Origin of the sequence: Cellulomonas palmilytica, from assembly GCF_021590045.1 — a bacterium.
In the GTDB taxonomy this organism is placed as follows: Bacteria; Actinomycetota; Actinomycetes; order Actinomycetales; family Cellulomonadaceae; genus Cellulomonas; species Cellulomonas palmilytica.
In genome coordinates this window covers 3,369,039-3,391,143 of sequence record NZ_CP062221.1, presented here as the reverse complement: position 1 = coordinate 3,391,143, position 22,105 = coordinate 3,369,039, and the positions used below count along the sequence as shown (strand labels likewise).

20 protein-coding genes are annotated in these 22,105 nt (G+C 75.3%); 6 read left to right on the top strand and 14 right to left on the bottom strand.

What is annotated here, in order from left to right:
• The first annotated feature begins 3 nt into the window (after positions 1 to 3).
• Complete coding sequence (locus F1D97_RS15285) at positions 4 to 975, top strand: LacI family DNA-binding transcriptional regulator (protein WP_236121355.1); 972 nt, start codon at positions 4 to 6, stop codon at positions 973 to 975.
• A gap of 51 nt (positions 976 to 1,026) precedes the next feature.
• On the opposite strand, the gene F1D97_RS15280 is transcribed toward F1D97_RS15285, so the two are convergent.
• The 3 genes from F1D97_RS15280 to F1D97_RS15270 are packed head-to-tail and all read right to left on the bottom strand — an operon-like array spanning position 1,027 to position 5,833.
• Positions 1,027 to 3,627: a polynucleotide kinase-phosphatase gene (locus F1D97_RS15280; protein ID WP_236121354.1), complete on the bottom strand. Its 2,601-nt coding sequence runs from the start codon at positions 3,625 to 3,627 to the stop codon at positions 1,027 to 1,029.
• A complete protein-coding gene (locus tag F1D97_RS15275) occupies positions 3,627 to 5,096 on the bottom strand; it encodes a 3' terminal RNA ribose 2'-O-methyltransferase Hen1 (protein WP_396022527.1) in 1,470 nt (489 codons plus the stop codon). The genes F1D97_RS15280 and F1D97_RS15275 overlap by 1 nt, the downstream gene beginning before the upstream one ends.
• 50 nt (positions 5,097 to 5,146) lie before the next feature.
• Entirely contained in the window at positions 5,147 to 5,833 is a 687-nt protein-coding gene (locus tag F1D97_RS15270) for a TetR/AcrR family transcriptional regulator (protein ID WP_236121352.1), read from the bottom strand.
• Positions 5,834 to 6,010: 177 nt separating this feature from the next.
• Between F1D97_RS15270 and F1D97_RS15265 the strand changes: the two genes are divergently transcribed.
• Positions 6,011 to 8,548: an MMPL family transporter gene (locus F1D97_RS15265; protein WP_236121351.1), complete on the top strand. Its 2,538-nt coding sequence runs from the start codon at positions 6,011 to 6,013 to the stop codon at positions 8,546 to 8,548.
• Between the two features lie 4 nt (positions 8,549 to 8,552).
• Here F1D97_RS15265 and F1D97_RS15260 read toward each other — a convergent pair whose 3' ends face one another.
• The 5 genes from F1D97_RS15260 to F1D97_RS15240 form a co-directional block, all read right to left on the bottom strand.
• Positions 8,553 to 8,942: a PRC-barrel domain containing protein gene (locus tag F1D97_RS15260; protein ID WP_236121350.1), complete on the bottom strand. Its 390-nt coding sequence runs from the start codon at positions 8,940 to 8,942 to the stop codon at positions 8,553 to 8,555.
• Positions 8,929 to 9,342 (bottom strand): hypothetical protein, encoded by a 414-nt coding sequence (locus F1D97_RS15255; protein ID WP_236121349.1) that lies wholly within the window; start codon positions 9,340 to 9,342, stop codon positions 8,929 to 8,931. Before F1D97_RS15255 ends, F1D97_RS15260 begins: the two co-directional genes overlap by 14 nt.
• Entirely contained in the window at positions 9,339 to 10,568 is a 1,230-nt protein-coding gene (locus tag F1D97_RS15250) for an Nramp family divalent metal transporter (RefSeq protein ID WP_236121348.1), read from the bottom strand. Before F1D97_RS15250 ends, F1D97_RS15255 begins: the two co-directional genes overlap by 4 nt.
• A complete protein-coding gene (locus F1D97_RS15245) occupies positions 10,565 to 11,029 on the bottom strand; it encodes a hypothetical protein (RefSeq protein WP_236121347.1) in 465 nt (154 codons plus the stop codon). The genes F1D97_RS15250 and F1D97_RS15245 overlap by 4 nt, the downstream gene beginning before the upstream one ends.
• A 66-nt stretch (positions 11,030 to 11,095) precedes the next feature.
• A complete protein-coding gene (locus F1D97_RS15240; protein ID WP_236121346.1) occupies positions 11,096 to 11,959 on the bottom strand; it encodes an SDR family oxidoreductase in 864 nt (287 codons plus the stop codon).
• 622 nt (positions 11,960 to 12,581) lie between these two features.
• Here F1D97_RS15240 and F1D97_RS15235 point away from each other — a divergent pair.
• A complete protein-coding gene (locus tag F1D97_RS15235) occupies positions 12,582 to 13,502 on the top strand; it encodes a DUF2231 domain-containing protein (protein WP_236121345.1) in 921 nt (306 codons plus the stop codon).
• 24 nt (positions 13,503 to 13,526) lie between these two features.
• Here F1D97_RS15235 and F1D97_RS15230 read toward each other — a convergent pair whose 3' ends face one another.
• Positions 13,527 to 13,805, bottom strand: coding sequence for a Rossmann-fold NAD(P)-binding domain-containing protein (locus F1D97_RS15230; RefSeq protein ID WP_236121344.1), 279 nt, complete (start codon positions 13,803 to 13,805; stop codon positions 13,527 to 13,529).
• Positions 13,806 to 14,082: 277 nt separating this feature from the next.
• Between F1D97_RS15230 and F1D97_RS15225 the strand changes: the two genes are divergently transcribed.
• Both F1D97_RS15225 and F1D97_RS15220 read left to right on the top strand, forming a co-directional pair.
• On the top strand, positions 14,083 to 16,254 hold the full coding sequence (locus F1D97_RS15225; protein WP_236121343.1) for a SpoIIE family protein phosphatase: 2,172 nt from the start codon (positions 14,083 to 14,085) through the stop codon (positions 16,252 to 16,254).
• A 164-nt stretch (positions 16,255 to 16,418) separates the two neighbouring features.
• Positions 16,419 to 16,754, top strand: a complete 336-nt coding sequence (locus F1D97_RS15220) for an STAS domain-containing protein (RefSeq protein WP_236121342.1) — start codon at positions 16,419 to 16,421, stop codon at positions 16,752 to 16,754.
• A gap of 22 nt (positions 16,755 to 16,776) precedes the next feature.
• On the opposite strand, the gene F1D97_RS15215 is transcribed toward F1D97_RS15220, so the two are convergent.
• From F1D97_RS15215 to F1D97_RS17390, 3 genes are all read right to left on the bottom strand, one after another.
• Positions 16,777 to 17,646 carry an NAD(P)H-hydrate dehydratase gene (locus F1D97_RS15215; RefSeq protein WP_236121341.1) on the bottom strand — a complete coding sequence of 290 codons (870 nt, stop codon included), beginning with the start codon at positions 17,644 to 17,646 and terminating at the stop codon, positions 16,777 to 16,779.
• Positions 17,643 to 18,476 carry a histidine phosphatase family protein gene (locus tag F1D97_RS15210; RefSeq protein WP_236121340.1) on the bottom strand — a complete coding sequence of 278 codons (834 nt, stop codon included), beginning with the start codon at positions 18,474 to 18,476 and terminating at the stop codon, positions 17,643 to 17,645. The genes F1D97_RS15215 and F1D97_RS15210 overlap by 4 nt, the downstream gene beginning before the upstream one ends.
• 125 nt (positions 18,477 to 18,601) lie before the next feature.
• On the bottom strand, positions 18,602 to 18,730 hold the full coding sequence (locus F1D97_RS17390; protein WP_255701578.1) for a hypothetical protein: 129 nt from the start codon (positions 18,728 to 18,730) through the stop codon (positions 18,602 to 18,604).
• 92 nt (positions 18,731 to 18,822) lie between these two features.
• On the opposite strand from F1D97_RS17390, the gene F1D97_RS15205 reads away from it, so the two are divergent.
• Positions 18,823 to 19,548: a DUF72 domain-containing protein gene (locus tag F1D97_RS15205; RefSeq protein WP_236121339.1), complete on the top strand. Its 726-nt coding sequence runs from the start codon at positions 18,823 to 18,825 to the stop codon at positions 19,546 to 19,548.
• A 3-nt stretch (positions 19,549 to 19,551) separates the two neighbouring features.
• On the opposite strand, the gene F1D97_RS15200 is transcribed toward F1D97_RS15205, so the two are convergent.
• Both F1D97_RS15200 and F1D97_RS15195 read right to left on the bottom strand, forming a co-directional pair.
• Positions 19,552 to 20,619, bottom strand: coding sequence for a DUF808 domain-containing protein (locus F1D97_RS15200; RefSeq protein WP_236121338.1), 1,068 nt, complete (start codon positions 20,617 to 20,619; stop codon positions 19,552 to 19,554).
• 105 nt (positions 20,620 to 20,724) lie between these two features.
• Entirely contained in the window at positions 20,725 to 22,098 is a 1,374-nt protein-coding gene (locus tag F1D97_RS15195; protein WP_236121337.1) for an APC family permease, read from the bottom strand.
• Positions 22,099 to 22,105: the final 7 nt, after the last annotated feature.

The window sequence follows — 22,105 nt, the reverse complement described above, 5'->3', positions numbered from 1 at the left end:
GACGTGGCCGAGCGCAGCGGCGTGGCCGTGTCGACCGCGTCACGCGCGCTCACCAAGCCCGGCCGCGTCAGCGAGGCGACCGCCCAGCGCGTCCTCGACGCCGCGCGCGAGCTCGGCTACTCCGCGTCCGCCGCCGGACGCGCGCTCAGCTCCGGGCGCACCTGGACCGTCGCGCTCGTCGTCCCCGACATCACCAACCCGTTCTTCTTCGGGGTCATCCGCGGCACCCAGTCGCGCCTGCGCGAGGGCGGCTATGCCCACGTGCTCGTCGATACCGAGGAGTCCGTCGAGGCCGAGGAGCGCGCGCTGCGCTCGCTGCGCCGGTCCGTCGACGGCGTCATCCTCGCCGCCTCGCGTCTCGACGACGACAGCCTCGTCCGCTGGTCGGCCGACGTCCCGCTCGTCACGCTCAACCGCACGTTCCCCGCGCTGGACAGCCCGAGCGTCGTCATCGACACCCCCGGCGGTGCCGTGCAGGCGCTCGAGCACCTCGCGTCGCTCGGCCACCGGCGCGTCGCGTACGCGGGCGGCCCGCGCACCTCCTGGTCCGACGGGCGGCGCCGCGCCGCGCTCACCGACACCGCCGGGCGGCTCGGCGTCGAGCTCGTCGCGCTCGGCCCCTACGCCCCCCAGCGCGAGGCCGGACCCGCGGCCGCCGACGCCGTCGTCCGGTCCGGTGCCACCGCCGTGCTCGCGTTCAACGACCTGCTCGCGTTCGGCGTGCTCGAGCGCCTCGAGGACCGCGGCGTGCGCGTGCCCGACGAGGTGAGCGTCATCGGCTGCGACGACGTGTTCGGCGCCGACCTCGTGCGCCCCTCGCTCACCACCGTCCGCGCCCCGCTCGAGAAGGCCGGCCACCACGCCGCTGAGCTCCTGCTCGCGTCGCTCGACCCGGTCCACCCGCGTGTCGGGGCCCCCGTCGAGCTGCCCACCCACCTCGTCGTCCGCGAGTCCTCCGGCCCGGCACCCTCCTGACCTGCGCCTCCTGACCTGCGAACGCACGACCGCCCGGCTCGGGGCGGACCGTCACAACCGCGGGTCGACCGGCTCCGACTCCAGGGCGAGGACCGCGAAGACCGCCTCGTGCACGCGCCACAGCGGCTCGTCGGCGACGACGCGGTGCAGCGCCTCGACGCCGAGCGCGTACTCGCGCAGCGCGAGCGCACGCTTGCGGCCCAGGTTGCGCGACCGCAGCCGCTCGAGGTTCGCGGGCGCCGGGTACTCCGGGCCGTAGATGATCCGCAGGTACTCGCGGCCACGCACCTTGATGCCCGGCTGCACCACGCCCCGCCTGCCGCGTACGAGGTTGGCGAGCGGCTTGACGACCATGCCCTCGCCGCCCGCCGCGGTCAGCTCCGTCCACCACCGCGTCCCGGCCGCGACGCCGTCGGGGTCCGCGGGGTCGACGACGAGCCGGCGCGTGGTCAGCAGCACGTCGCGAGCGTCCGCCGCGACGAGCGCGTCCGCGACGCCGAGGTGCCACAGGTGGTCGCGCTGCTCGAACGTCGCGCCGCCCGCGGTGCGGCCCGCGGCCAGCACCTGGAACGGTGCGAGGCGCACGCCGCGCAGGCCGTCGGTCTCCCAGACGTACGGGCGGTACGCGGCGGTGAACGCGTCCGCGTCAGCAGCGCGCCGTGCGGTGCGTGCCAGCAGCTCGGACACGTCGAGCCCGCGCGCGGCGGCCGCGGTCAGGGCCTCGACCGTGGCACGCGTCGAGGCGCGCGCGGCCGCCCCGACCGCGGCGTACTGCTCACGCAGCAGGTCGCCCGCCTTGAGCGACCAGGGGAGGAGCTCGGCGTCGAGCAGGAGCCAGTCGGCGGGCCCCGGGTCGTCGCCGGGGAGCAGGGTGCCCAGCGATGCCCAGACGCCGGCCTCGTCGGCCGCGCTGCGGACGACGTCGAGCAGCTCCTCGGTGCGGCCGTCGTCGAAGAACGGGCGCCCCGTGCGCGTGTGCACGACGCCCGTGCGGCCGGAGGGCAGGCGGAACCGACCGCCCGCCGCCTCGGCCGTCCGGCACACGAGCACCACCGCGCGCGAGCCCATGTGCTTCTCCTCGCACACCACGCGGTCGACGCCGTCGGACGCGTACTGCGCGAACGCCTGCGCGGGGTGCTCGAGGAGGTCGCTGCCCTCGGGCGCGGTCGCGCAGGGCGACATCGTCGGCGGCAGGTACAGCAGGTGGCGCGGGTCGACGGCGAACCGGCTCATCACCTCGAACGCCGCGGCGGCGTTCTCCTCGCCGACGGTCACGCGACCGGCGAGAGCGGTCTCGACGACACGCCTGCCGAGGACGTCGGACACGTCCAGCACGTCGGGGTCGCGGGTCGCCTCCGCAGCCGGGCCGGCCACGAGGAACGGACGCGCCGGCTCGCACCACACCTGTTCGGCCGGTACCTGGACGACCTCCTTCTCCGGGTAGCGCAGCGCGCTGAGCCGGCCCCCGAACACGCAACCCGTGTCGAGGCACATCGTGTTGTTCACCCAGACCGCGTCGGCCGTCGGGGTGTGGCCGTACAGCACCGTCGCGGTGCCGCGGTAGTCCTGCGCCCAGGGCAGGCGGACCGGCAGCCCGTACTCGTCGCTCTCGCCGGTCGTGTCGCCGTACAGCGCGAACGCGCGCACCCGGCCCGACGCCCGGTTGTGGAGCTCCTCCTTGAGACCTGCGTGCGCGACGACGAGCCGGCCCTCGTCGAGCACGAGGTGCGCGACGAGCCCGTCGCAGAAGTCCCGCACCTGGCGGCGGAACTCCTCCGGCTCGGCCGTGAGCTGCGCGAGCGTGCCGGCCAGCCCGTGCGCGGTCTGCACCGGGCGCCCGTCGAGCGCGCGCACGAGCTTGGCCTCGTGGTTGCCCGGCACGGCCAGGGCGTGCCCCGCCGCGACCATGCCCATGACGAGGCGCAGCACGCCCGCGGAGTCCGGGCCGCGGTCCACCAGGTCCCCGAGGAACAGCGCGCGCCGCCCCTCGGGGTGCACCGCGTCCACCGGTCGCGCCCGGTCGTCCAGGACGAGCCGGTAGCCGAGCCGGCCGAGCAGCGTCTCGAGCTCGCTGCGGCAGCCGTGCACGTCGCCGATCACGTCGAACGGACCCGTCTCACCCCGGCGGTCGCTGCGCAGCGGGCAGCGCACGACCGTCGCGGCGTCGATCTCCTCGACCCCGCGCAGCACGTGCACGGTGCGGAAGCCCTCGCGGCTCAGGCCGCGCAGCGAACGCCGGAGCTGGTCCCGGTGGCGCGTGACGACTCGCTCCGGGACCGACCGGTCCGTGCGGGCCGCGTTGCGCTCAACGCACACCTCGTGCGGGGGGTCGAGGACGATCGCGACGGGCAGCACGTCGTGCGCTCGGGCCAGCTCGACGAGCGAGCGACGCGCGTGCGGCTGGACGTTCGTCGCGTCGACCACCGTGAGCAGGCCGGCGCGCAGCCGCAGACCTGCCGCGTGGTGCAGGAGGTCGAACGCGGCGGCCGTCGCGGACTGGTCGTCCGGGTCGTTCGAGACCACGCCGCGGCACCAGTCCGACGAGAGCGTCTCGAACGGCCCGAAGTGCCGCGCGGCGAACGTCGACTTGCCCGACCCGGACGCGCCGACGAGCACGACGAGGGAGAGCGCGGGGACGTCGAGCGTGGTCATCAGCGGTCTGCCTCCGTGCCGGTCGTGGTGCTCGAGGTGGTGCTCGACGGGCCTGCCTCGTCCCGCCCGCGGAGCACCGCGAGCTGGGTCGGCGGTCCGACGTCGGGGTCGTCGGGCCCCACGGGCGCGAACGACACGGTGTACCCGTGCGCGGCCGCCGCCTGCTGCGCCCACGCGCGGAACTGCGCGCGCGTCCACTCGAAGCGGTGGTCGTGGTGACGCAGCGCGCCCGCCGCGAGCCTGGGGTACCGCACGTTGTGCTCGGCGTTCGGCGTCGTCACGACGAGCGTGCGCGGCCGCGCGATGCCGAGGACGGCACGCTCCATCGCGCCGAGCCGCGCGAGGTCGAGGTGCTCGACGACCTCCATGAGCACGGCGGCGTCGAACCCTGCGACCCGCGCGTCGCTGGAGGTGACCGAGGACTGCACGAGCTCGACGCGCGAGCGGGCCCGCTCGGGCAGGGTGTCGAGGTGCAGGCGGCGGCGCGCGGCCGCCAGCGCGCGCAGCGACACATCCGTCCCGAGCACGCGTTCGTAGCCCTCGGCGAGCAGTCGTCCGACGAGCGCGCCCTCGCCGCACCCGAGGTCGACGACGGTGCGTGCGCCCGACTCCCGCAGCGCCGCCAGCACCGCCTCGTGCCGCTGCTGGACGAGCGGCACGTCCCGGTCCGGCACGGGCGACGTCGCCTCCTCGTCGGGCTCGTCGTCGCCCGCGACCGGACCGTCGGCCTCGGTGAGCCGATCGAGCGCGGACGCCGCCAGCGCGCGGCTGCGGGCCAGGTAGCGGCGGGCGATCTCGTCGCGCGCGGGGTGCGCCGCGAGCCAGTCGCCCCCGGCGCGCAGCAGCTTGTCGACCTCGCCCTCGTCGACCCAGTAGTGCTTCGACCCGTCGAGCGCGGGCAGCAGGACGTACAGGTGGCGCAGGGCGTCCGCGAGGCGGTGCGTCCCCCGCAGGCGCAGGTCGACGTACCGCGAGTCGCCCCAGGCGGGGACCTGCGGGTCGAGCGGGAGGGGCGTCGCCTGGACGTCCCAGCCGAGCGGGGCGAGCAGGCGGTGCGCGGTCGCGGGACCACCGGTGCAGCCGACCACGGGCACGTGGACCTCGAGCGGCCACCGTCGGTCGACGAGGTCGGGACGCGTGTCGCACCGGCCGGCGAGCGCGGAGCGGAACGTGCGCCCCATCGCGACGACGAGCTGCGACGACGCCGTGTAGGGGCGGTCGTTGACGTACTGGGCGAGCACGAACGGCTCGTGCCCGCCCGTGCCGCGCACCAGCGCGACGGGGTCGAGCTCGAGCACGAGCGCGACGGTGCAGCGCTCGTCGTCGGACTCGGGGTACAGCACGTGCACCGCGCCGCCGTCGAACGTCTGCACGCGCGCGGGGTGCTTGTGCAGCAGGTAGCCGAGGTCGGACGCCGGTGTGGCGGCGTCCGGTCGGGTGGTCGTCAGCGTGAGCAGCACGCGGGGCATCCTCGCAGGGGGGGACCCTGCACGTCGGGGGTTTTCCCCCGACGGGCCTGTCAGGGTGTCCGGGCGCGGCTCGAGGCGTCCGCCCACCGGCGGGAGATCGCGGCGACCTCGTCGTCGTGCAGAGGGTCGGGCAGCGGCGCGCGGCTCGACGAGGCGCGCAGGCCGTCCAGCAGCGCGGTCGTGTAGCGCCGGTACGCGTCGGGCCGGACGTCGGCCGCGTGCTTGGCGAGCTCGGTGACCATCCAGAGCATCACGAGGACGTCGTGCCCGTCGACGCCCTCGCGCACGTCGCCCTGCTCGCGCGCACGCTCGAACAGGCCGTCGAGGAGCTCGGGGATGCCTCCGGTGACCTGCGGGACGAGGTCCTCGTAGCCGCCGAGCGCGGCGTCGCGCAGGCCGATGTTCTCGACCAGCAGGTCGGTGACGCCCGTGACGAGCAGCGTCAGGCCGTCCCAGGCGCGGGGCGTCGCGGCGGCCGCGCGCGCGACCGCGTAGAGCTCCTGCAGCGGCTCGGCGAGCGCGGCCTGGAGCAGCTCGCGGCGGTCGGCGAACCGGCGGTAGACGGTGCCGACGCCGACGCCCGCGCGGTGCGCGACCTCGTTGAACCCGACGCCGAGGCCGTGCTCGGCGTAGAGCTGGCAGGCCGCGGCGATGATGCGCTCACGGTTGCGCTCGGCGTCGCGGCGCAGGGGAGCCCGGTGCGCGGCGCCGTTCGGGGTCTCCTGCCGCTCGTCCATCCGGACAGGGTAGCCCGCAAGCGGATACGTGAGATCAACTTCACACGCGCAACGGGGAGCCAAGCGGATGACCCGCATCAACTTGTGTGCCTACGATGCCGACCTGGAAAGACGTGCAGGCGCAGACGCCGCACGCGACGACCAGCCGGCCGAGCCGGCGGGAGGACACCCCTTCTCATGGCAGAGCTGCTCTACCGGATCGGCATGTTCGCGGCGCGCCGCGCCTGGCTCGTCGTCGGCGCGTGGGTCGCCGCGCTTGCGCTCGCGGTCGGCGCGTTCCTCACGTTCGGCGGGACGCTGACCGAGGCGATCTCGATCCCCGGCACCCCGACCGCCGAGGTCACCGACCGGCTCGCGAAGGAGCTGCCCTCGGCGAGCGGTGGGACGGGCCGCGTCGTCTACACGACGAGCGACGGGTCGGCGATGACCGACGAGCAGCAGCAGGCGATCGGCGCCGCGCTCGCGAAGGCCGGCGAGGTCGACGGTGTCGTGCAGGTCGTCGACCCGTTCGCGACCGAGGCCGAGCGCGCCGAGGCCGCCCAGCAGGTCACCGAGGGCCAGGACCAGCTCGCCGCCGGTCAGGCGGAGCTCGACGCGGGCCGGCAGCAGCTCGACGACGGCCAGGCGCAGCTCGACGCGGGCCGCGCGCAGCTCGACGCCGCGCAGGCCGAGCTCGATGCGACCGTCGCGCAGGTCGGCGAGAACCCCCAGACGCAGGCCGCGCAGGCCGAGCTCGACGCCCAGAAGGCGGCGCTCGACGCGCAGCAGGCCACGGTCGACGAGCAGCGCGCCCAGCTCGAGGCGGGCCAGGCCGAGCTCGAGGCGACCGCCCCGCGGCTCGCGGACGCGCAGGCCCTGCTCGACATGGCCGCCGAGATCCGGATGGTCTCGACCGACGGCTCGACCGCGGTCGGCACCGTCGCGTTCGCGCTGCCGCAGCACGAGGTCCCCGACGAGACCAAGGAGGCGGTCGTCGACATCGTCGAGGACGGCCTGCCGCAGGGCGTCGAGGCGGACTTCTCCACCGAGATCGCGCAGGGCTCGATCCAGCTCGGCGGCGCCGCGGAGGCGCTCGGCGTGCTCGTCGCGGGCATCGTGCTCGTCGTCATGCTCGGCACGCTCGTCGCCGCGGGCCTGCCGCTGCTCAACGCGCTCGTCGGCGTGGGCGTCGCGGCGGCCGGCGCGATGGCGTTCTCCGGCGCGGTCGAGATGACGTCCGTGACGCCCGTCCTGGGCGCGATGCTCGGCCTCGCGGTCGGCATCGACTACACGCTGTTCATCCTCAACCGGCACCGCCGGCAGCTGCGGATCGGCATGGACGTGCGCGAGTCGATCGGGCTCGCCAACGGCACGTCCGGCAACGCCGTGGTGTTCGCCGGGACCACGGTGCTCATCGCGCTGCTCGGCCTGAACCTCACGGGCATCGACTTCCTCGGCCTCATGGGTACGGTCGCGGCCGCGAGCATCCTCGTCGCCGTCCTCGTCGCGGTCACGCTCACCCCGGCGATGCTCGGCCTGCTGGGCCGCCGCATCCTGCCGAAGAAGCACCGCGACGAGGTGCGGCCCGACGCGCACGAGATCGCGCAGCCGATGGGCAACGGCCGCGCGTGGCTGTCGATCGTCGCGGGCGTCGGCGTGCTCGTCGTCGTCGCGCTGCCCGCGCTGTCGATGCGTCTCGGCCTGCCCACGGGCGCGAACGAGCCCACCGAGTCGACCCAGTACCGGGCGTACACCGCGGTGTCCGACGCGTTCGGCGCGGGTGTCAACGGCCCGCTCGTCGTCGTCGCCGACCTTCCCGAGGCGGTCACCGAGGACGAGCTCCCCTCGGTGCAGGCGCGCGTGGGGGCGCAGCTCATGGCCGACGAGGACGTGGTCGCCGTCGCGCCGATCGGCACCGACGACGAGCGCACGGTGCTCGTGTTCCAGGTGGTCCCGGCCGAGGGGCCGAGCAGCGAGTCGACCGAGGAGCTCGTGCACGCGCTGCGCGCGCTCGAGGTCGACGGCGGCACCGGCACGTTCCAGGTCGCCGGGAGCGCGAGCGCGGACATCGACATCTCCGAGAAGCTCGCGGACGCCCTGCCGGTCTACCTCGCGGTCGTCATCGGCCTGTCGATCTTCATCCTCGTCGCGGTGTTCCGCTCGTTCCTCGTCCCGGTCGTCGCGACCGGCGGGTTCGTCCTGTCGCTGTTCGCGTCGATGGGTGGCGTCACGGCCGTCTACCAGTGGGGCTGGCTGTCCGACGCGTTCGGCGTGTCGAACCCCGGACCGGTGCTGAGCTTCCTGCCCACGCTGCTGGTCGGCATCCTGTTCGGCCTCGCGATGGACTACCAGCTGTTCCTGACCTCGGGCATGCGCGAGGCGTACGCGCACGGTGTGCCCGCGCGGCGCGCGGTCATGGAGGGCCTGCACGCGGGCCGGGCGGTGGTCACGGCCGCGGCGATCATCATGATCTCCGTGTTCGGCGGGTTCGTGTTCTCCCACCTGTCGTTCGTCCGGCCGCTCGGGTTCGCCCTGGCCTTCGGCGTGCTGCTCGACGCGTTCGTCGTGCGCCTGCTGATCATGCCCGCGGTGCTGCACCTGGCCGGCGACAAGGCGTGGTGGCTGCCGAGCTGGATCGACCGCGTCATGCCGGACGTGGACGTCGAGGGCGCCAAGCTCGAGCGTCGTCACCCGGGCGTGCCCGGCGGTGCCCCGGTCGAGCCCGCCGAGCACTGACGGTTCAGGCTCCGCGGCGGGCCGGCAGCGCCGGGTCCCAGCGGCGGTAGCCCGCACGCAGCACGACGGGTCGCTCGTCGTCGTCGCTGCCGTGCTCGGCGACGTCCTCCCGCAGCACGTCCTCCGACAGCACGTCCTCCCACAGCACGAGGAACGTGCCGCGGTGCCGCCGGCGCAACCAGCCGGCGAGCACCGCGGGCGCGGTCGCGTCCGTGCGCTCGTAGCCGAGGAACGACGTGCCCGTGCGCGGCGAGACGAGCAGCCCGTGCAGGCGCGGGGCCGCGAGCGCGCCGTCCGGCGGTCCGTCGAGCACCAGCCGCACGTCGACGACGAAGCCGAGCGGACGCCCGGCGTCGTCGACCACCCGTGCGTCCAGCAGGTCACTCAGGAGCATGGCGACCTCCCGGGATGCGCCCGATCACGTGCTCGCGCAGCCACCGCTCGACCCACAGCACGTCGAGCTCCTCGCCGCGCACGCCCAGGCGCACGACCACGTCGACGTCGGTGACGTGCCGCCACGCGATGCGGTGCCACCGGCTGCGCGGCGGGCGCCCGCCGAAGATGCGCGTCACGAGCACGGGGCCGGACAGCAGGTCCGTGACCACGACGAGCCCCTCGCGCTCGGCCAGCTCGACGTCGTCGACCGTCGCGACGGGGTCGCCGTGCACGTCGTCGACCTGCCGGTCCAGCAGGTGCAGCCGCGCGTCGAGCACGAGTCCCGCGGGCCGCGGCGGCTCGGGCAGGTGCTCGTCGGTCGGGAAGGGACGCTCACCGCGTCGCAGGCGTGGGCTCATCCGCCGGCTCCCGTCGCGATCATCAGGGGGATCGCCGCGAGCGACGCGACGAGGATGACGACCAGGTAGACCAGTCCGAGCGCGTTCGTCGCGCGCCCGTTGACGTGCTCACCCATGTACTCGCGGTCGTTCGCGACGACGAGGATCGGCAGGTACGTCAGCGGCAGCGCGACCGCGGAGAACACCACGGAGTACTCGGTGACGGCGACCGGGTCGACGTTCGTCAGGAGCACGAGGGTCCCGACGAGCACCGCGACGATCATCGCCGTGTGGAACCGCGCGGCCTGCGCGGGCCGGTGGTACTTGCCCCACGACCAGCCGAAGAACTGCGCGAGCGTGTAGCCGGTGGACAGCGCGGTCTCGAGCGCGGCGCCGAACGTCGCGGCGACGATCCCGAGGATCGCGAGCGCGAGCAGCAGCTTGCCGCCCGCGAGCGCGACGGGCAGCGTGATCTCGGACAGCGTGGAGACGTCGATGCCGCGGGGGAGCAGGACGACGGCCGCACACCCGGCGATCGCGACGGACAGGAGCCCGCCGAGCGGGAACCCGATCAGCACGTTCGCGCGCGAGACGGACAGGTCCTTGACGGTCCACCTCTCCTCGCGCGCGCCGGAGGAGAAGAAGAACACCTCGTAGGGCGTCATCGCGGCCCCGAACAGCGCCACCGCGTAGTACCAGTACGTCGGGACCGGCTCGCCGGCGGGTACCTGGGGCCGCGTCGCCTGCTCGACGAGCTCGCCCCAGTCGGGGCCGAGCTGGAACAGCGCGACCGCGAACACGACGAGCGTGAGCCCGAGGAGTCCGGCGACGTTCTCCAGCACCGAGAACTTCACGCGCCACAGCACGAGCCACACGGCGAGGCCGGCGAACGGGATCCACAGCCGCCGTTCGACGCTGCTCGCGAGCTCGAGTGCGAGCGCGATGCCGCCGATCTCCGCGGTGAGCGTGAGCATCGTGACGAGGAACGACGCGACGAGGTTCGCGCCGCTCACGCGCGGGCCGAGGCGCTCGCGGATGATCTCGAACGTCGCGCGCCCGCTCACCGCGGCGACCCGCCCGGACATCTGCGCGAACAGGCAGATGCCGACGACCCCGACGAGCACGACCCACACCAGCGACATCCCGAACCGCGCGCCGACCACGGCGTTGGTCACGAGGTCCCCGATGTCGACGAAGCCGCCGATGGCGGTGAGGATCCCGAGCGCGACCGCGAGGAACTTCTTCACGCGCCCGCCTCGAGGTCGGTGGTGACGGCGTCGATCGCGTCGCCGGCGTCGGTGAGCGCGGCCGCCACGTCCCGTGCCGAGCCCGCCGACAGGTCGTCGACCCACGCGCGTGCCGTGGCGAGCGCGGTCGTCGCGGACGCGACGGCGTCGAGGGCGCGGGCGCGGGAGTCCTGCCGGTCGAGCGGGGGCAGCGCGTCGGCCAGCGAACGGTGCGCGGAGCCGACCTCCTCGAGCGCGTCGCGCAGCGTGCCGTCCGCGACGGGCGTCGTCGTGCGGTCCCGTGCGACGAGGTCGACGACGAGCAGGCCGACCTCGACGGCCGACGTCGCCTCGTCGAGCGCGGCGGTCATCGTGAGCACCGCGGAGGTGTCGGCCGACGAGGGACCGTACGCGCAGCCGCCGACGAGCAGCGAGCACGCGAGCGCTGCGGCGGCGCGCCCGGGGGAGCGGCGCGTGGTCATCCAGCGATCGTGGACCCGTCCCGGGCGGCCCGCACGGCGAGCGGCGGCGCCGCCCGGGTGCGCCCGTCAGAACACCGGCTTGCCGCCCGTGACGCCGAGCACCGTCCCCGACACGTACGACGCCGTCGTCGACGACGCGAGGAACACGAACGCGTGCGCGACCTCGGCGGGCTCACCGGCGCGGCCGAGCGGCGTGTCCTGACCGAACACCTCGACCTTCTCGGGCGGCTGCGTCGCGGGCTGCAGCGGCGTCCAGATCGGGCCCGGCGCCACGGCGTTGACGCGGATGCCGCGCTCGCCGAGCTCGGCGGCCAGGTTCACGGTGATGTTGTTGATCGCGGCCTTCGTCGAGGCGTAGTCCACGAGCGACTGCGACGGCTGGTACGCCTGGATCGACGCGCAGTTGACGATCGCGGAGCCCTCGCCCAGGTGCGCGAGCGCCTCCTGCGTGACCCAGAACAGCGCGTACAGGTTGGTCTTCATGACCCGGTCCAGGTCGTCCGTCGTCACGTCGTCGAACGACTCGCGGCGCGCCATCTGGTAGCCCGCGTTGTTGACCAGCACGTCGAGCCCGCCGAGCCCGTCGACGGCGGTCCGCACGACGCCGCGCGCGGTCTGCTCGTCGCGCAGGTCGCCCGGCGCGAGCACGCACGTGCGCCCCGCCTCGCGCACCCAGCGCGCGGTCTCCTCGGCGTCCTCGCGCTCCTCCTCCAGGTACCCGATCGCGACGTCGGCCCCCTCGCGCGCGAAGGCGATCGCCACCGCCCGGCCGATCCCGGAGTCGCCGCCCGTGACGAGCGCGCGTCGGCCGGTGAGCAGCCCGTGCCCCGTGTAGCTGTGCTCGCCGTGGTCGGGCTGAGGCTCCATGGGTCCGGTCAGGCCCGGGGGCTCCTGCTGCTGGGCGGGTCGGACGGCGTTCTCGTCGCTCATCGTGGCTCCCTCGGGGGTCGGTGGGGGTCTCTCCACGCTAGGCAGACGTCCTCGCGAACGGCACGTCGAGCGTTCGTCGTCGCTCGGGGCGCAGTCGTCGGCACACAGGAAGAGACCCGCTCGCGGCCGGCTCGCTCGCCCGCACAGGGCGTCCGGGGCGGCTGGGCGGGGCTCTCGCCTCTCGCTCGCGACGCGGGTCTCAGGTCGCCGCGACTCACGTCACGGCCTGGCGCCGCGGCCCTAGGTGTCGGCCGCGCGGACGACACGCATGCTCGTTCACCCCTTCGCGTCCTGCCCCCGCACGCCTCGTCGCGTGCCCGGACCTGCGAGCGGCCGGTCGGGACATGACGCCTCGACCGGTCGGCAGTCCGACCATAGGACGCCCCGGCCGCGGGCGCACCTCGAGCCGGGCGCGTCGTCGTCCGCGGCCGACGTCTCCGAGAACGGGCAGTCGGAGTTCCTGCCGTGCTGTCGATCCACCTGCGCGAACGCGGGTCGCCCGAGTCCGAGCCCGCGGCGGAGTCCCACGGGTCGACCGGCATCGAGGGCTGACCCGCCCTGCAGGTGCGGACGCCGGTGGCACCCCGCAGGATGGGCGGAGGCCGACGGCGAGGAGGTGCCCATGGGTGACGGCGACGAGGTGCTGCACCGCTCCGGGCGGGCGGCGCGCGGCGCCGTGACGAAGGTCGAGGAGTCGTCGGCGCTCGACGGACCCGCGGTGCTCGTGCGGGCCGTCGCGCGCGCGGTGCTGCGGCCGCGTGCGCTGTCCGACGTGCTGCGCGGCGTCCCCGCCGGGCACGCCGCGCACCCGCCGCTCACCGACGTCCCGATCGGGCTGTGGGTCTCGGCGAGCACGCTCGACCTGCTCGCGCCCGTCGCGGGCCGCCGCGCCGCGGACCGTCTCGTCGGCCTGGGGGTGCTCGCCGCGGCACCGACGGCGCTCACCGGGCTCGCGGACTGGGGCACGAGCGAGCGCAGCGACCCGGCGGTGCGGCGCGTCGGCGTGGTGCACGGCGTCGCGAACCTCGCCGCGCTCGCGTGCTACACGACGTCATGGGTGCTGCGCCGCCGCGGGCGGCGTGCCGCGGGGGTCCTCGCCGGTCTCGCGGGTGGCACGTTCCTCGGGGTCGGGGGCTACCTCGGCGGCCACCTGGCCCTCGTCCGCGGTGCACCGCACGACGACCCGCTGGGCAGGACCGTCGCCCGGGTCGCTACGGGCGTGCGCCGCACCCCCTCCCACGAGCCGACAGCGGAGACGTTCGAGGGCGTCCCCATGGACGCGGCGAAGCGCACGACGACCGACCACGCCGAGATCCGAACGTGGGTCGAGGCGCAGGGCGGGCGGCCCGCGCTGGTCCCGCCGCTGGGGCGCCACGAGCCGCCGGTCCCGGCGGTGATCTTCCCGAGCGGGCCGAGCGGTCACGGCGCGGTCCCCGCGACGTGGGGCGAGTGGTTCGACGCGTTCGACCGTGGCGGCCTCGCGTTCGTCCGCCCGGCGCAGCTCACCGACGCACCGCCGTTCTTCGAGCTCGCTCAGGCCTGACGGTCCGACGAGCGCGCGCCCGCCTCAGCGGTGTGCGAGCAGCGACCGGCGCGCGTGCAGCGGCGGGCTGGGCGTCCCCGTGCCGCTCGCGAGCCCGTCGAGCAGCTCCGCGAGCGTCGCGGCGGGCTGGTGCACGGGCCGCCAGCCGAGCTCGGCCCTCGCGCGGCCGGTGTCGAGCAGCGGCGCCTCGAGCGCCATGTCGAGCCAGCCCGGGCCGACCGCGACGAGCCGAGCGCGCCAGGCGGCGGCCTGCGCGGCGCGCACGGCCCGGGCGGGCAGGTGGACGACGCGGCGTGCGCGCACTCGTCGTCGACCACGCCCGCGTACGCGCCGACGGACGACGCGACGACGACGATCGGCGGCTCCCGGGCGTCGGTGGAGGTCCCACTATCGAGGCGCCCGGTGCCCGGCGCATCTCGGCGGGCACGCTCGTCGCTTGCTCCTCGGGCAGCGGCCCCGTACGGTCGGGGAGGCGGCCCACTTTCGGGCCGCGTGCGAGGTGGCCTGCGACGCTTTCCGCGAAGGCGGGGCGGTCAGCCGTATCCTGCCCGCGACGGCGCACGTCGGCGGAAGGCTCGCGATGACGGACAGGCTCGACCCCGACCTGGTCGGCTCCGAACCGGCCGCATCCGACGACGTGACCGGCAGCATCGGGGCCGTCGGCCGAGGAGCCCAGGTCGAGCGGGCGCTCGCGGCTCTCACCCAGCAGTACGAGGCCGACCGCCTGCGGTGGCAGCTCGCGGTGACCGCCGGCGGGGTCGGCAGCTTCGACTGGGACCTGCGCACGGGCCGGCTCGACTGGGACGACCAGCTCCTGGCCGTGTTCGGCCTGGACCGCGCGCAGTTCAGCGGCGCGATCGAGGCGTTCTACGAGCACGTCGTCGCCGACGACCACGCGCGCGTCGCCGAGGCGCTCGAGGCGGCGCTGGAGACCTGCGGGCAGTACGAGGCCGAGTACCGCGTGCTGCGCGGCGACGGCGCGGTGCGTTGGGTCAAGGCACGCGGCGTCGCGCTCGCGGGCCCCGACGGGCGGGCGACGCGACTGCTCGGGGCGGCGTACGACACGACGAGCGAGCGCGACGCCGAGGCACGCATGGACCGCGTGCTCGAGACCATGCCGGGCGCGTTCTTCCTGCTCGACGACGAGTGGCGGTTCCGGTACGTCAACTCCTCCGGCGAGCGCATGCTCGGGTTCCCGCGCGACGAGCTGGTCGGCGGCACCCTGTGGGAGCTGTTCCCGTTCGTCGTCGGGACCGAGGTCGAGGACAGCTACCGCGGGGCGGTGCGGGACGGCCACCCGCGCATGTTCGAGGTCCGCTCGTCGCGCGACCCCGACCTCTGGTACGAGGTCCGGGCGTGGCCCGGCCCCGACGGGCTGTCGGTGTACTTCGACGACATCTCCGAGCGGCGGCACGCGCTCGACGAGGCGCGCGCGGCACGCGAGCTCGAGCAGGCGTCGTCGCGACGCCTCGCGCTGCTGTCGGAGGTCGGCGACCACCTCAGCTCGACGCTCGAGACCGAGGAGGCGGTCCGCCGCCTGGCGCGGCACCTCGTGCCGACGTTCGGGTCCTGGTGCCTCGTGACGATGTCCGAGGACCAGCGGCACCTGCGCGACATCGCCGCGTGGCACGAGGACCCGACGCGCCGCGCCACGGTCACGCGGTACGCGTCGCTGCGCATCGACTCCCTGGCGCCCGACGCCTACCTGTTCCGCACGCTGCGCACGGGCGAGCCCGTCGTCGTGCCGGACGCGACCGAGTCCATCACCCGCGTGCTGACGGGCGGCGCGCGTGACGTGCTGCGCGACCTCGCCCCGCGCACCGCGTACGCGGTCCCGATGCGCTCCCGCGGGCGGACCGTGGGTGCGATCACGATCTTCCTCGACGAAGGCTGGCCCGACCTCGGCACCGAGGACCTCGCGCTGCTCGTCCAGCTCGCGGACCGGGCCGGTCTCGCGCTCGAGAACGCGCGCCTGTACGAGCGTCAGCGGGAGATCGCGGTCGCGCTGCAACGCTCGCTGCTGTCCGCGCCCGCGCAGAGCGAGGACCTCGACGTCGTCGTGCGCTACGTCGCCGCGGCGGAGGCCGCGCAGGTCGGCGGGGACTGGTACGACGCGTTCGTGCAGCCCTCGGGGCACACGGTCGTCGCGATCGGCGACGTCATGGGTCACGACACTCCCGCCGCTGCGGCCATGAGCCAGCTGCGCACGCTGCTGCGAGGCATCGCGCACACCACGAGCGGCACCCCTGCCGAGGTGCTCACCGCGCTGGAGTCGGCGAGTTCGGCGCTGCGTATCGACGCCATGGCCACCGCGGTCGTCGCCCGGTTCGAGACGTCCGACGAGGACCCCGGGCTCACCACGGTGCGGTGGACCAACGCCGGCCACCTGCCGCCGATCCTCGTGCGCCCCGACGGCTCGGTGTCCCTGCTCGAGGCCGAGCGCGCCGAGCTCGTCCTGGGGCTGGATCCCGGCACGACGCGGACCGACCGGACGACGAGCGTGCCCCGAGGCACGACCCTGCTGCTGTACACCGACGGGCTCGTCGAGCGCCGAGGCGAGCACCTGCGCCGGGGGCTCACGCGGCTCGTCGACGAGGTCACGCGCCTGGTGTCGCTCGCGCGCACGTCCGGACCGGCGGGGGCGCTCGACCTCGAGCGGCTCGTCGACGACCTGCTGGGCCGTATGACGGCGGGCCCGCCGGACGACGACATCGCGGTCCTCGCGGTCCAGCTCCGCCCGCTCGCCGGCTAGGCGGGCCAGGGCCGGCGCGGGGATGCGCGCGGGGCCGTGGCGTGTGACGGTTTCCCTGGGACCTCCCGCCCGATGCGGGGGGCCCGCGCACACCGGCGCCCGGTGCCGGACGTGGCTACCGGCAGAGGCTGCGAGGAGGCAGCCCGTGGACCGCGGAGGACCTCATGAGCGTGCGACCCCGGCCACCGGGCCGGATCGACCTGGAGCCGGGCGTGCCGGCGATCCTGCGGGTGTCGGGCGACGTGGACTTCTCCACCGTGGACCGGTTCTGCATCCGGCACGGCGTCGACCAGGCGGGCGTCGGTCGGATGCTCGCGGGCCGGGGCGTGCGGGAGATCGACCTGTCCGAGGCGACGTTCATCGACTCCGCGGTGCTCGGTCTCGTCGTCGGGATCGCGCCGTACCTGCGCCCCGAGCGGCTGCGGCTGCGTGGCGCGTCGGGCGCGCCGCTCGCGGTCCTCGAGATCGCGGGCGTGGACCGGCTCGTCGACCTCGGGTAGCGCGCGAGGCTCAGCCTGCGGCTCAGCCTGCGGCGTGCGCGGCGGCCGCGAGCCGCTGCCGCACGGCGGGCAGCGCGTCCGCCACCTCGCGCGCGAGGTAGCCCACCGCACCGCACTCGTGCGAGAGCCGCGCGCCCGCGCCGGTGTGCAGCGCGACGCCCCACGCGGCCGCGTCGACGCGCGGCATCCCGGCGGCGAGCAGCCCCGCGACCGCGCCCGCGAGCACGTCCCCGCTGCCGGACGTGCCGAGCCCGGGGGTCGCCGCGTCGCCCGCCAGGACGTCGCCCGCCGGGGTCGCCACGGCGCTCGCGGCGACGACGACCGCGTCGAGCTCGGACGCCAGCCGCGCGGCGGCCTCGCGCTCGTCGGACGGACGGTCGTCGCCGAGCAGGCGGTCGAGCTCGGCTCCGTTCGGGGTCAGGACCGTGCGCCCGCGGACGTGCTCCTGGAGGTCGTCGGCGTCGGCCAGGACGCCCAGCGCGAACGCGTCGAGCAGCAGCGGGACGTGCGGCTCGGTCGTCCCGACCACCTGGCGCAGCAGGCGCATCGAGTGCTCGGGGTCCGCGAGGCCGGGTCCGACGAGGACCGCGTCCGCCCCCGCGAGCTCGTCGAGCGCCTCGTCGTCGCAGCCCCGTGCCTGGGACCACGTCAGCACGCCGGCCTCGAGCACCGCGACCGCGGCGGGCGTGGCCGCGGCCTCGTCGACCACGAGCGTGAGCCGCCCGGCGCCCACGCGCAGCGTCGCGATCCCCGCGAGCAGCGCCGCCCCCACGGTCGGGCGGGCGCCGCCCAGGACCACGACCCTGCCGCGCGCGTCCTTCGCGCCGGTCACCGGGGGCAGCGGCAGGCGTGCGAGCAGCGCGGCGTCGATCGGCGTCGTCGGGGCGCTCATCGCACCTCTCCCGCGTGGTCCGTGACGGGTGCGCCGACGTCCCGCAGGTGCTCGACCTCGTCGAAGCGGGCCGCGCTCCACGAGCCGTCGCGCCGCACGAGGGTGGTCAGCGACGCGTTGCGCACGCCGTGCTCGCGGACGAGCTCCATGACGCCGTCCTCGTCGAGCTGCTCCAGGACGTAGCGCAGCAGCACGACGACCGCGTCGTGCGTCACGACCAGCAGCGGACCGGTCTCGTCGCGCACGTCCGCGACCCAGGACCGCAGGCGCAGCGCGACGTCGAGCCACGACTCGCCGCCGGCGGGCCGGTGGTACAGCTTGCCGAGGTGCCGGCGGGCGGCGTCCTCCTCCGGGTGGAGGCGCTCGACGCCGAGCCGGGTCAGCCGGTCCAGCACGCCGAGCTCGCGGTCGCGCAGGCGGTCGTCGGTGCGCACGGGCAGGTCGAGGCCGGCCCGCTCGAGCGCGAGCCGCGCGGTCTGCCGGGCGCGCACGTACGGCGAGCTCCACACGGCGACGGGGCGCTCGTCCGGGTCGAGGTCGCGCAGCGCGACGCCCAGTGCGGCGGCCTGCTCGGCACCGAGCGGCGACAGCGGGGTGTCGGCGTCGCGGTGCTCGATCTCGAGGCGCTCGAGCCCGAGCCGGTCGGCGTCGCGCGCGGCGACGTTGCCCGCGCTCTCACCGTGCCGCACGGCGTGCACGACGAGCGTGCGGCTCAGCCCTGCGGAGGCGCGGGTCGGGGCACGGGTCGGGTCATGGTTCGGGGCATGGTCCTGGGCCTGGTTGGGGGCACCGGTGGGGCCGCTGCTCGGGCGCGTGGGTGTGGTCGGCACCGGTCCACGTTCGCACCCCGACCCGCGCCGCGCACGGGGAGCGGACCGCCGACGCCCGCGGGCGCGGTGGCGGTCGTCGCCGCTGGCGGGGCGCGCCCCGCCGGGCGACGATCGTCACCGTGCTGCTACTGCTCGCGCCCCTCGGCGGGCTCCTGCGGGTGCTCGCGCTCGTCCGGTTCGCGCGCGTCCTCGCCCGGCTCCGGTGCGCCCTCCGCGGGCTCGACGGGGTGCTCGCGCTCCTGCGGCTCCGACATCTGGTCCTCCTCCGGTGTGGTCCCCTCGATCGTGCGGGAGGCCGCGCCGTCCGGCATCTCGAGCGCCGCGCGCGTGCGGTGGGGTGCACGGCGTGAGCGTCCTCGTCGGCACGTCCGGCTGGTCGTACGACCACTGGGCGGACGTGCTGTACCCACAGGGCCTGCACCCGCAGGACCGCCTGCCCCGGTACGTCGCGGAGTTCGGCACGGTCGAGCTCAACGCGTCCTTCTACCGCTGGCCGCGCGACGCGACGTTCGCCTCCTGGCGGCGCCGGCTGCCCGAGGGGTTCCGCATGACGGTCAAGGCGCCGCGCGGCCTCACGCACGGGCGGCGCCTGTACGGGCCGGAGACGTGGCTGGCCCGGGTGACGCGCGGCCTGCACGAGCTGCGCGGCCGGCGCGGCGCGCTGCTCGTGCAGCTGCCGCCCGACCAGGAGCGCGACGACGCGCGGCTGGACTGGTTCCTCGCGCGGGTCCCGCCCTGGGTCGAGGTCACGGTCGAGCTGCGGCACGCGAGCTGGCAGGTCGACGACGTGTTCGACCTGCTGGCGCGCCACCGCGCGGCCTACGTGGTGCTCAGCGGCGCGGGGCTGCCGTGCGTGCTGCGCGCGACCGCGCCGCTGGTCTACGTGCGGCTGCACGGCCCGGACCACCACCACCTGTACGCGGGCTCGTACTCCGACGAGGACCTCGCGTGGTGGGCCGAGCGGGTGCGCGAGTGGCAGCGGGCGGGGCACGACGTGCTCGCGTACTTCAACAACGACGGCGCCGGGAACGCGGTGCGCAACGCGCGCACGCTCCGGGACCTGCTGCGCTGAGCGTCAGGCGGGCGTCCCTGCGTCACCGTCGACCGCGCCCTCGTCGTGCGCGATCTTCTCGTGCGCGTCCTTCGCGTGCGCGGTCTCGTCGTGACCCGTCTCGCCGTGACCCGTCCCGCCGTGACCCGTCTCGTCGTGACCGCCCCGGACGTGGTGGACCAGGTGGACCACGCCGACGACGACCGCGCCGACGATCACCCCGACCAGTGCCGCGGCGAGCGTCCCGGCCAGCCATGCCAGGACCCCGCCGACCCCTGGCACGCCGTGCGCGGCCTCCTCGAGGTGGTGCACCACGTCGTGCGGCCAGTGCCAGCCGAGCTCGTCGACGCCCGACAGCAGGATGTGCCCGCCGACCCACAGCATCGCGACGACGCCGACGACGGACAGCACGGACAGGACCTTGGGCATCGCGGCGACGAGCCCGCGCCCGAGCGCGGCGGTCGCGCCGAACCGGGTCTGCGCGAGCCGCAGGCCCACGTCGTCCATCTTCACGATGACGGCGACCACGCCGTACACGAGCACGGTCATGAGGATCGCGACGACCACGAGGATGGCTGCCCGCGAGGCCAGCCCCTCGTCGGCCACCTCGTTGAGCGAGATGACCATGATCTCGGCCGACAGGATGAAGTCGGTGCGGATCGCGGCGCCGATCAGCCGCTTCTCGGCCGTGGCGCTGTCCTCCTCCGCGGCGACGGGCACCTCCGCGCCGCCGTGCCCGGTCACCGCCTCCCACAGCTTCTCGGCGCCCTCGAACGCGAGGTACGTGCCGCCGACCATGAGGATCGGGGTGAGCAGCCACGGCAGGAACTCGCTGAGCAGCAGCGCCGCGGGAAGGATGAAGAGCAGCTTGTTGCGCAGCGACCCGCGGGCGATGCGCCAGATGATCGGCAGCTCGCGCTTCGGGGAGACGCCCGTGACGTAGCGCGGGGTGACCGCGGTGTCGTCGATGACGACGCCCGCGGCCTTCGCGCTCGCGCGCCCGGCCGCCGCGCCGACGTCGTCGACCGACGCGGCCGCGAGCTTCGCGAGCGCCGCGATGTCGTCGAGCAGTGCTGCCAGTCCGCCTGCCATGTGCCGCCTTCGTCGTCGTGCCTACCGGGGTGAGGCGCATCCTGCCAGCAGGGACGCCCCGACGGGTGGCCGCGTCCACACGTCGGGGCGTCCGCGCGCCGCGCCTCAGTCCTGCGCCGTGCTCGCGCGCGACGGCTCGGGGTCCTCCGCAGGTGCGCCGCGACGTCCGGACCACCGCGCCACGGCGTACAGCACGACGCCGAGCGCGAGCAGCACGCCCGCGAGCAGCCAGTGCCGCGCCTGTTGCTGCGTGAGCAGGCCGACGCACGTCGCCGCGGCGAGCACCGGCAGGGCGGTCCACGCACGGAAGTGGTCGTGGTCCACGCGGTCGCGGCGCAGCACGAGCACGGCGACGTTCGTGGACAGGAACACGAGCAGGAGCAGCAGCACCACGGTCGACGCGAGGTCGACGAGCGAGCCGGTCGCGGTGAGCACCATTGCGACCGCGGTCGTCGCGACGATCGCGACGACCGGCGTGCGCCGCCCGGGCAGGACGCGCGAGAACACCGACGGCAGCAGGCCCTCGTCGGCCATGCCGTACGCGAGCCGGCTCGACATGATCATGGTGAGCAGCGCGCCGTTGGCGACCGCGACGAGCGCGATCGCGGAGAACACCTCGAGCGGCACGCCGCCGGCCACCTCGACCACCTCGAGCAGGGGACCGCTCGACTCCCGCAGCTCCTGCAGCGGCACCACGGCGGGCGCGACGAGCCCCACGAGCAAGTACACGACGCCCGCGGTCGCGAGCGCCCCGAACAGCGCGCGCGGGTAGACGCGCCGCACGCCGCGCACCTCCTCGGCGATGTTCGCCGAGGTCTCGAAGCCGACGAACGAGTAGAACGCGATGAGCGCGCCGCCCAGCGTCGCGGCCGCGACACCCGTCTCCTCGGGCAGCTGCGTCAGGCGCGAGACGTCGCCGTCCCCGCGGCCGAGCACGACGGCACCCAGCACCACGACGAGCACGAGCCCGGTGACCTCGATCGCGGTCATCGCGACGTTGGCGCGCAGGGACTCCTTGATGCCGCGCGCGTTGAGCGCCGCGACGAGCGCGAGGAACACGATCGCGGTCGGCACCGCGGGCACGTCGAGGAACGTGCCCAGGTAGTCGCCGCCGAACGCGAGGGACAGCCCGGCGGCCGACGTGACGCCCGCGGCGAGCATGCTGAAGCCCACGAGGAACGACAGCAGCGGCCGCCCGAACGCACGCTGCGCGTAGACCGCGGACCCGCCGGCCTGCGGGTACTTGGTGACGAGCTCGGCGTACGACGCCGCGGTGAGCATCGCCATCAGCAGTGCGACGAGCAGCGGGAGCCACAGCATCCCGCCCGCCTCGGCGGACAGCTCGCCGACGAGCGCGTACACGCCGGCGCCGAGCACGTCGCCGAGGATGAACAGGAACAGCAGCGGCCCGGTCACGGCGCGCCGCAGGCGGGTGGGGCGCTCGTCGGTCGCCCGCTCGGAGGTGGGTGCCGAGGTCATCGTCCGA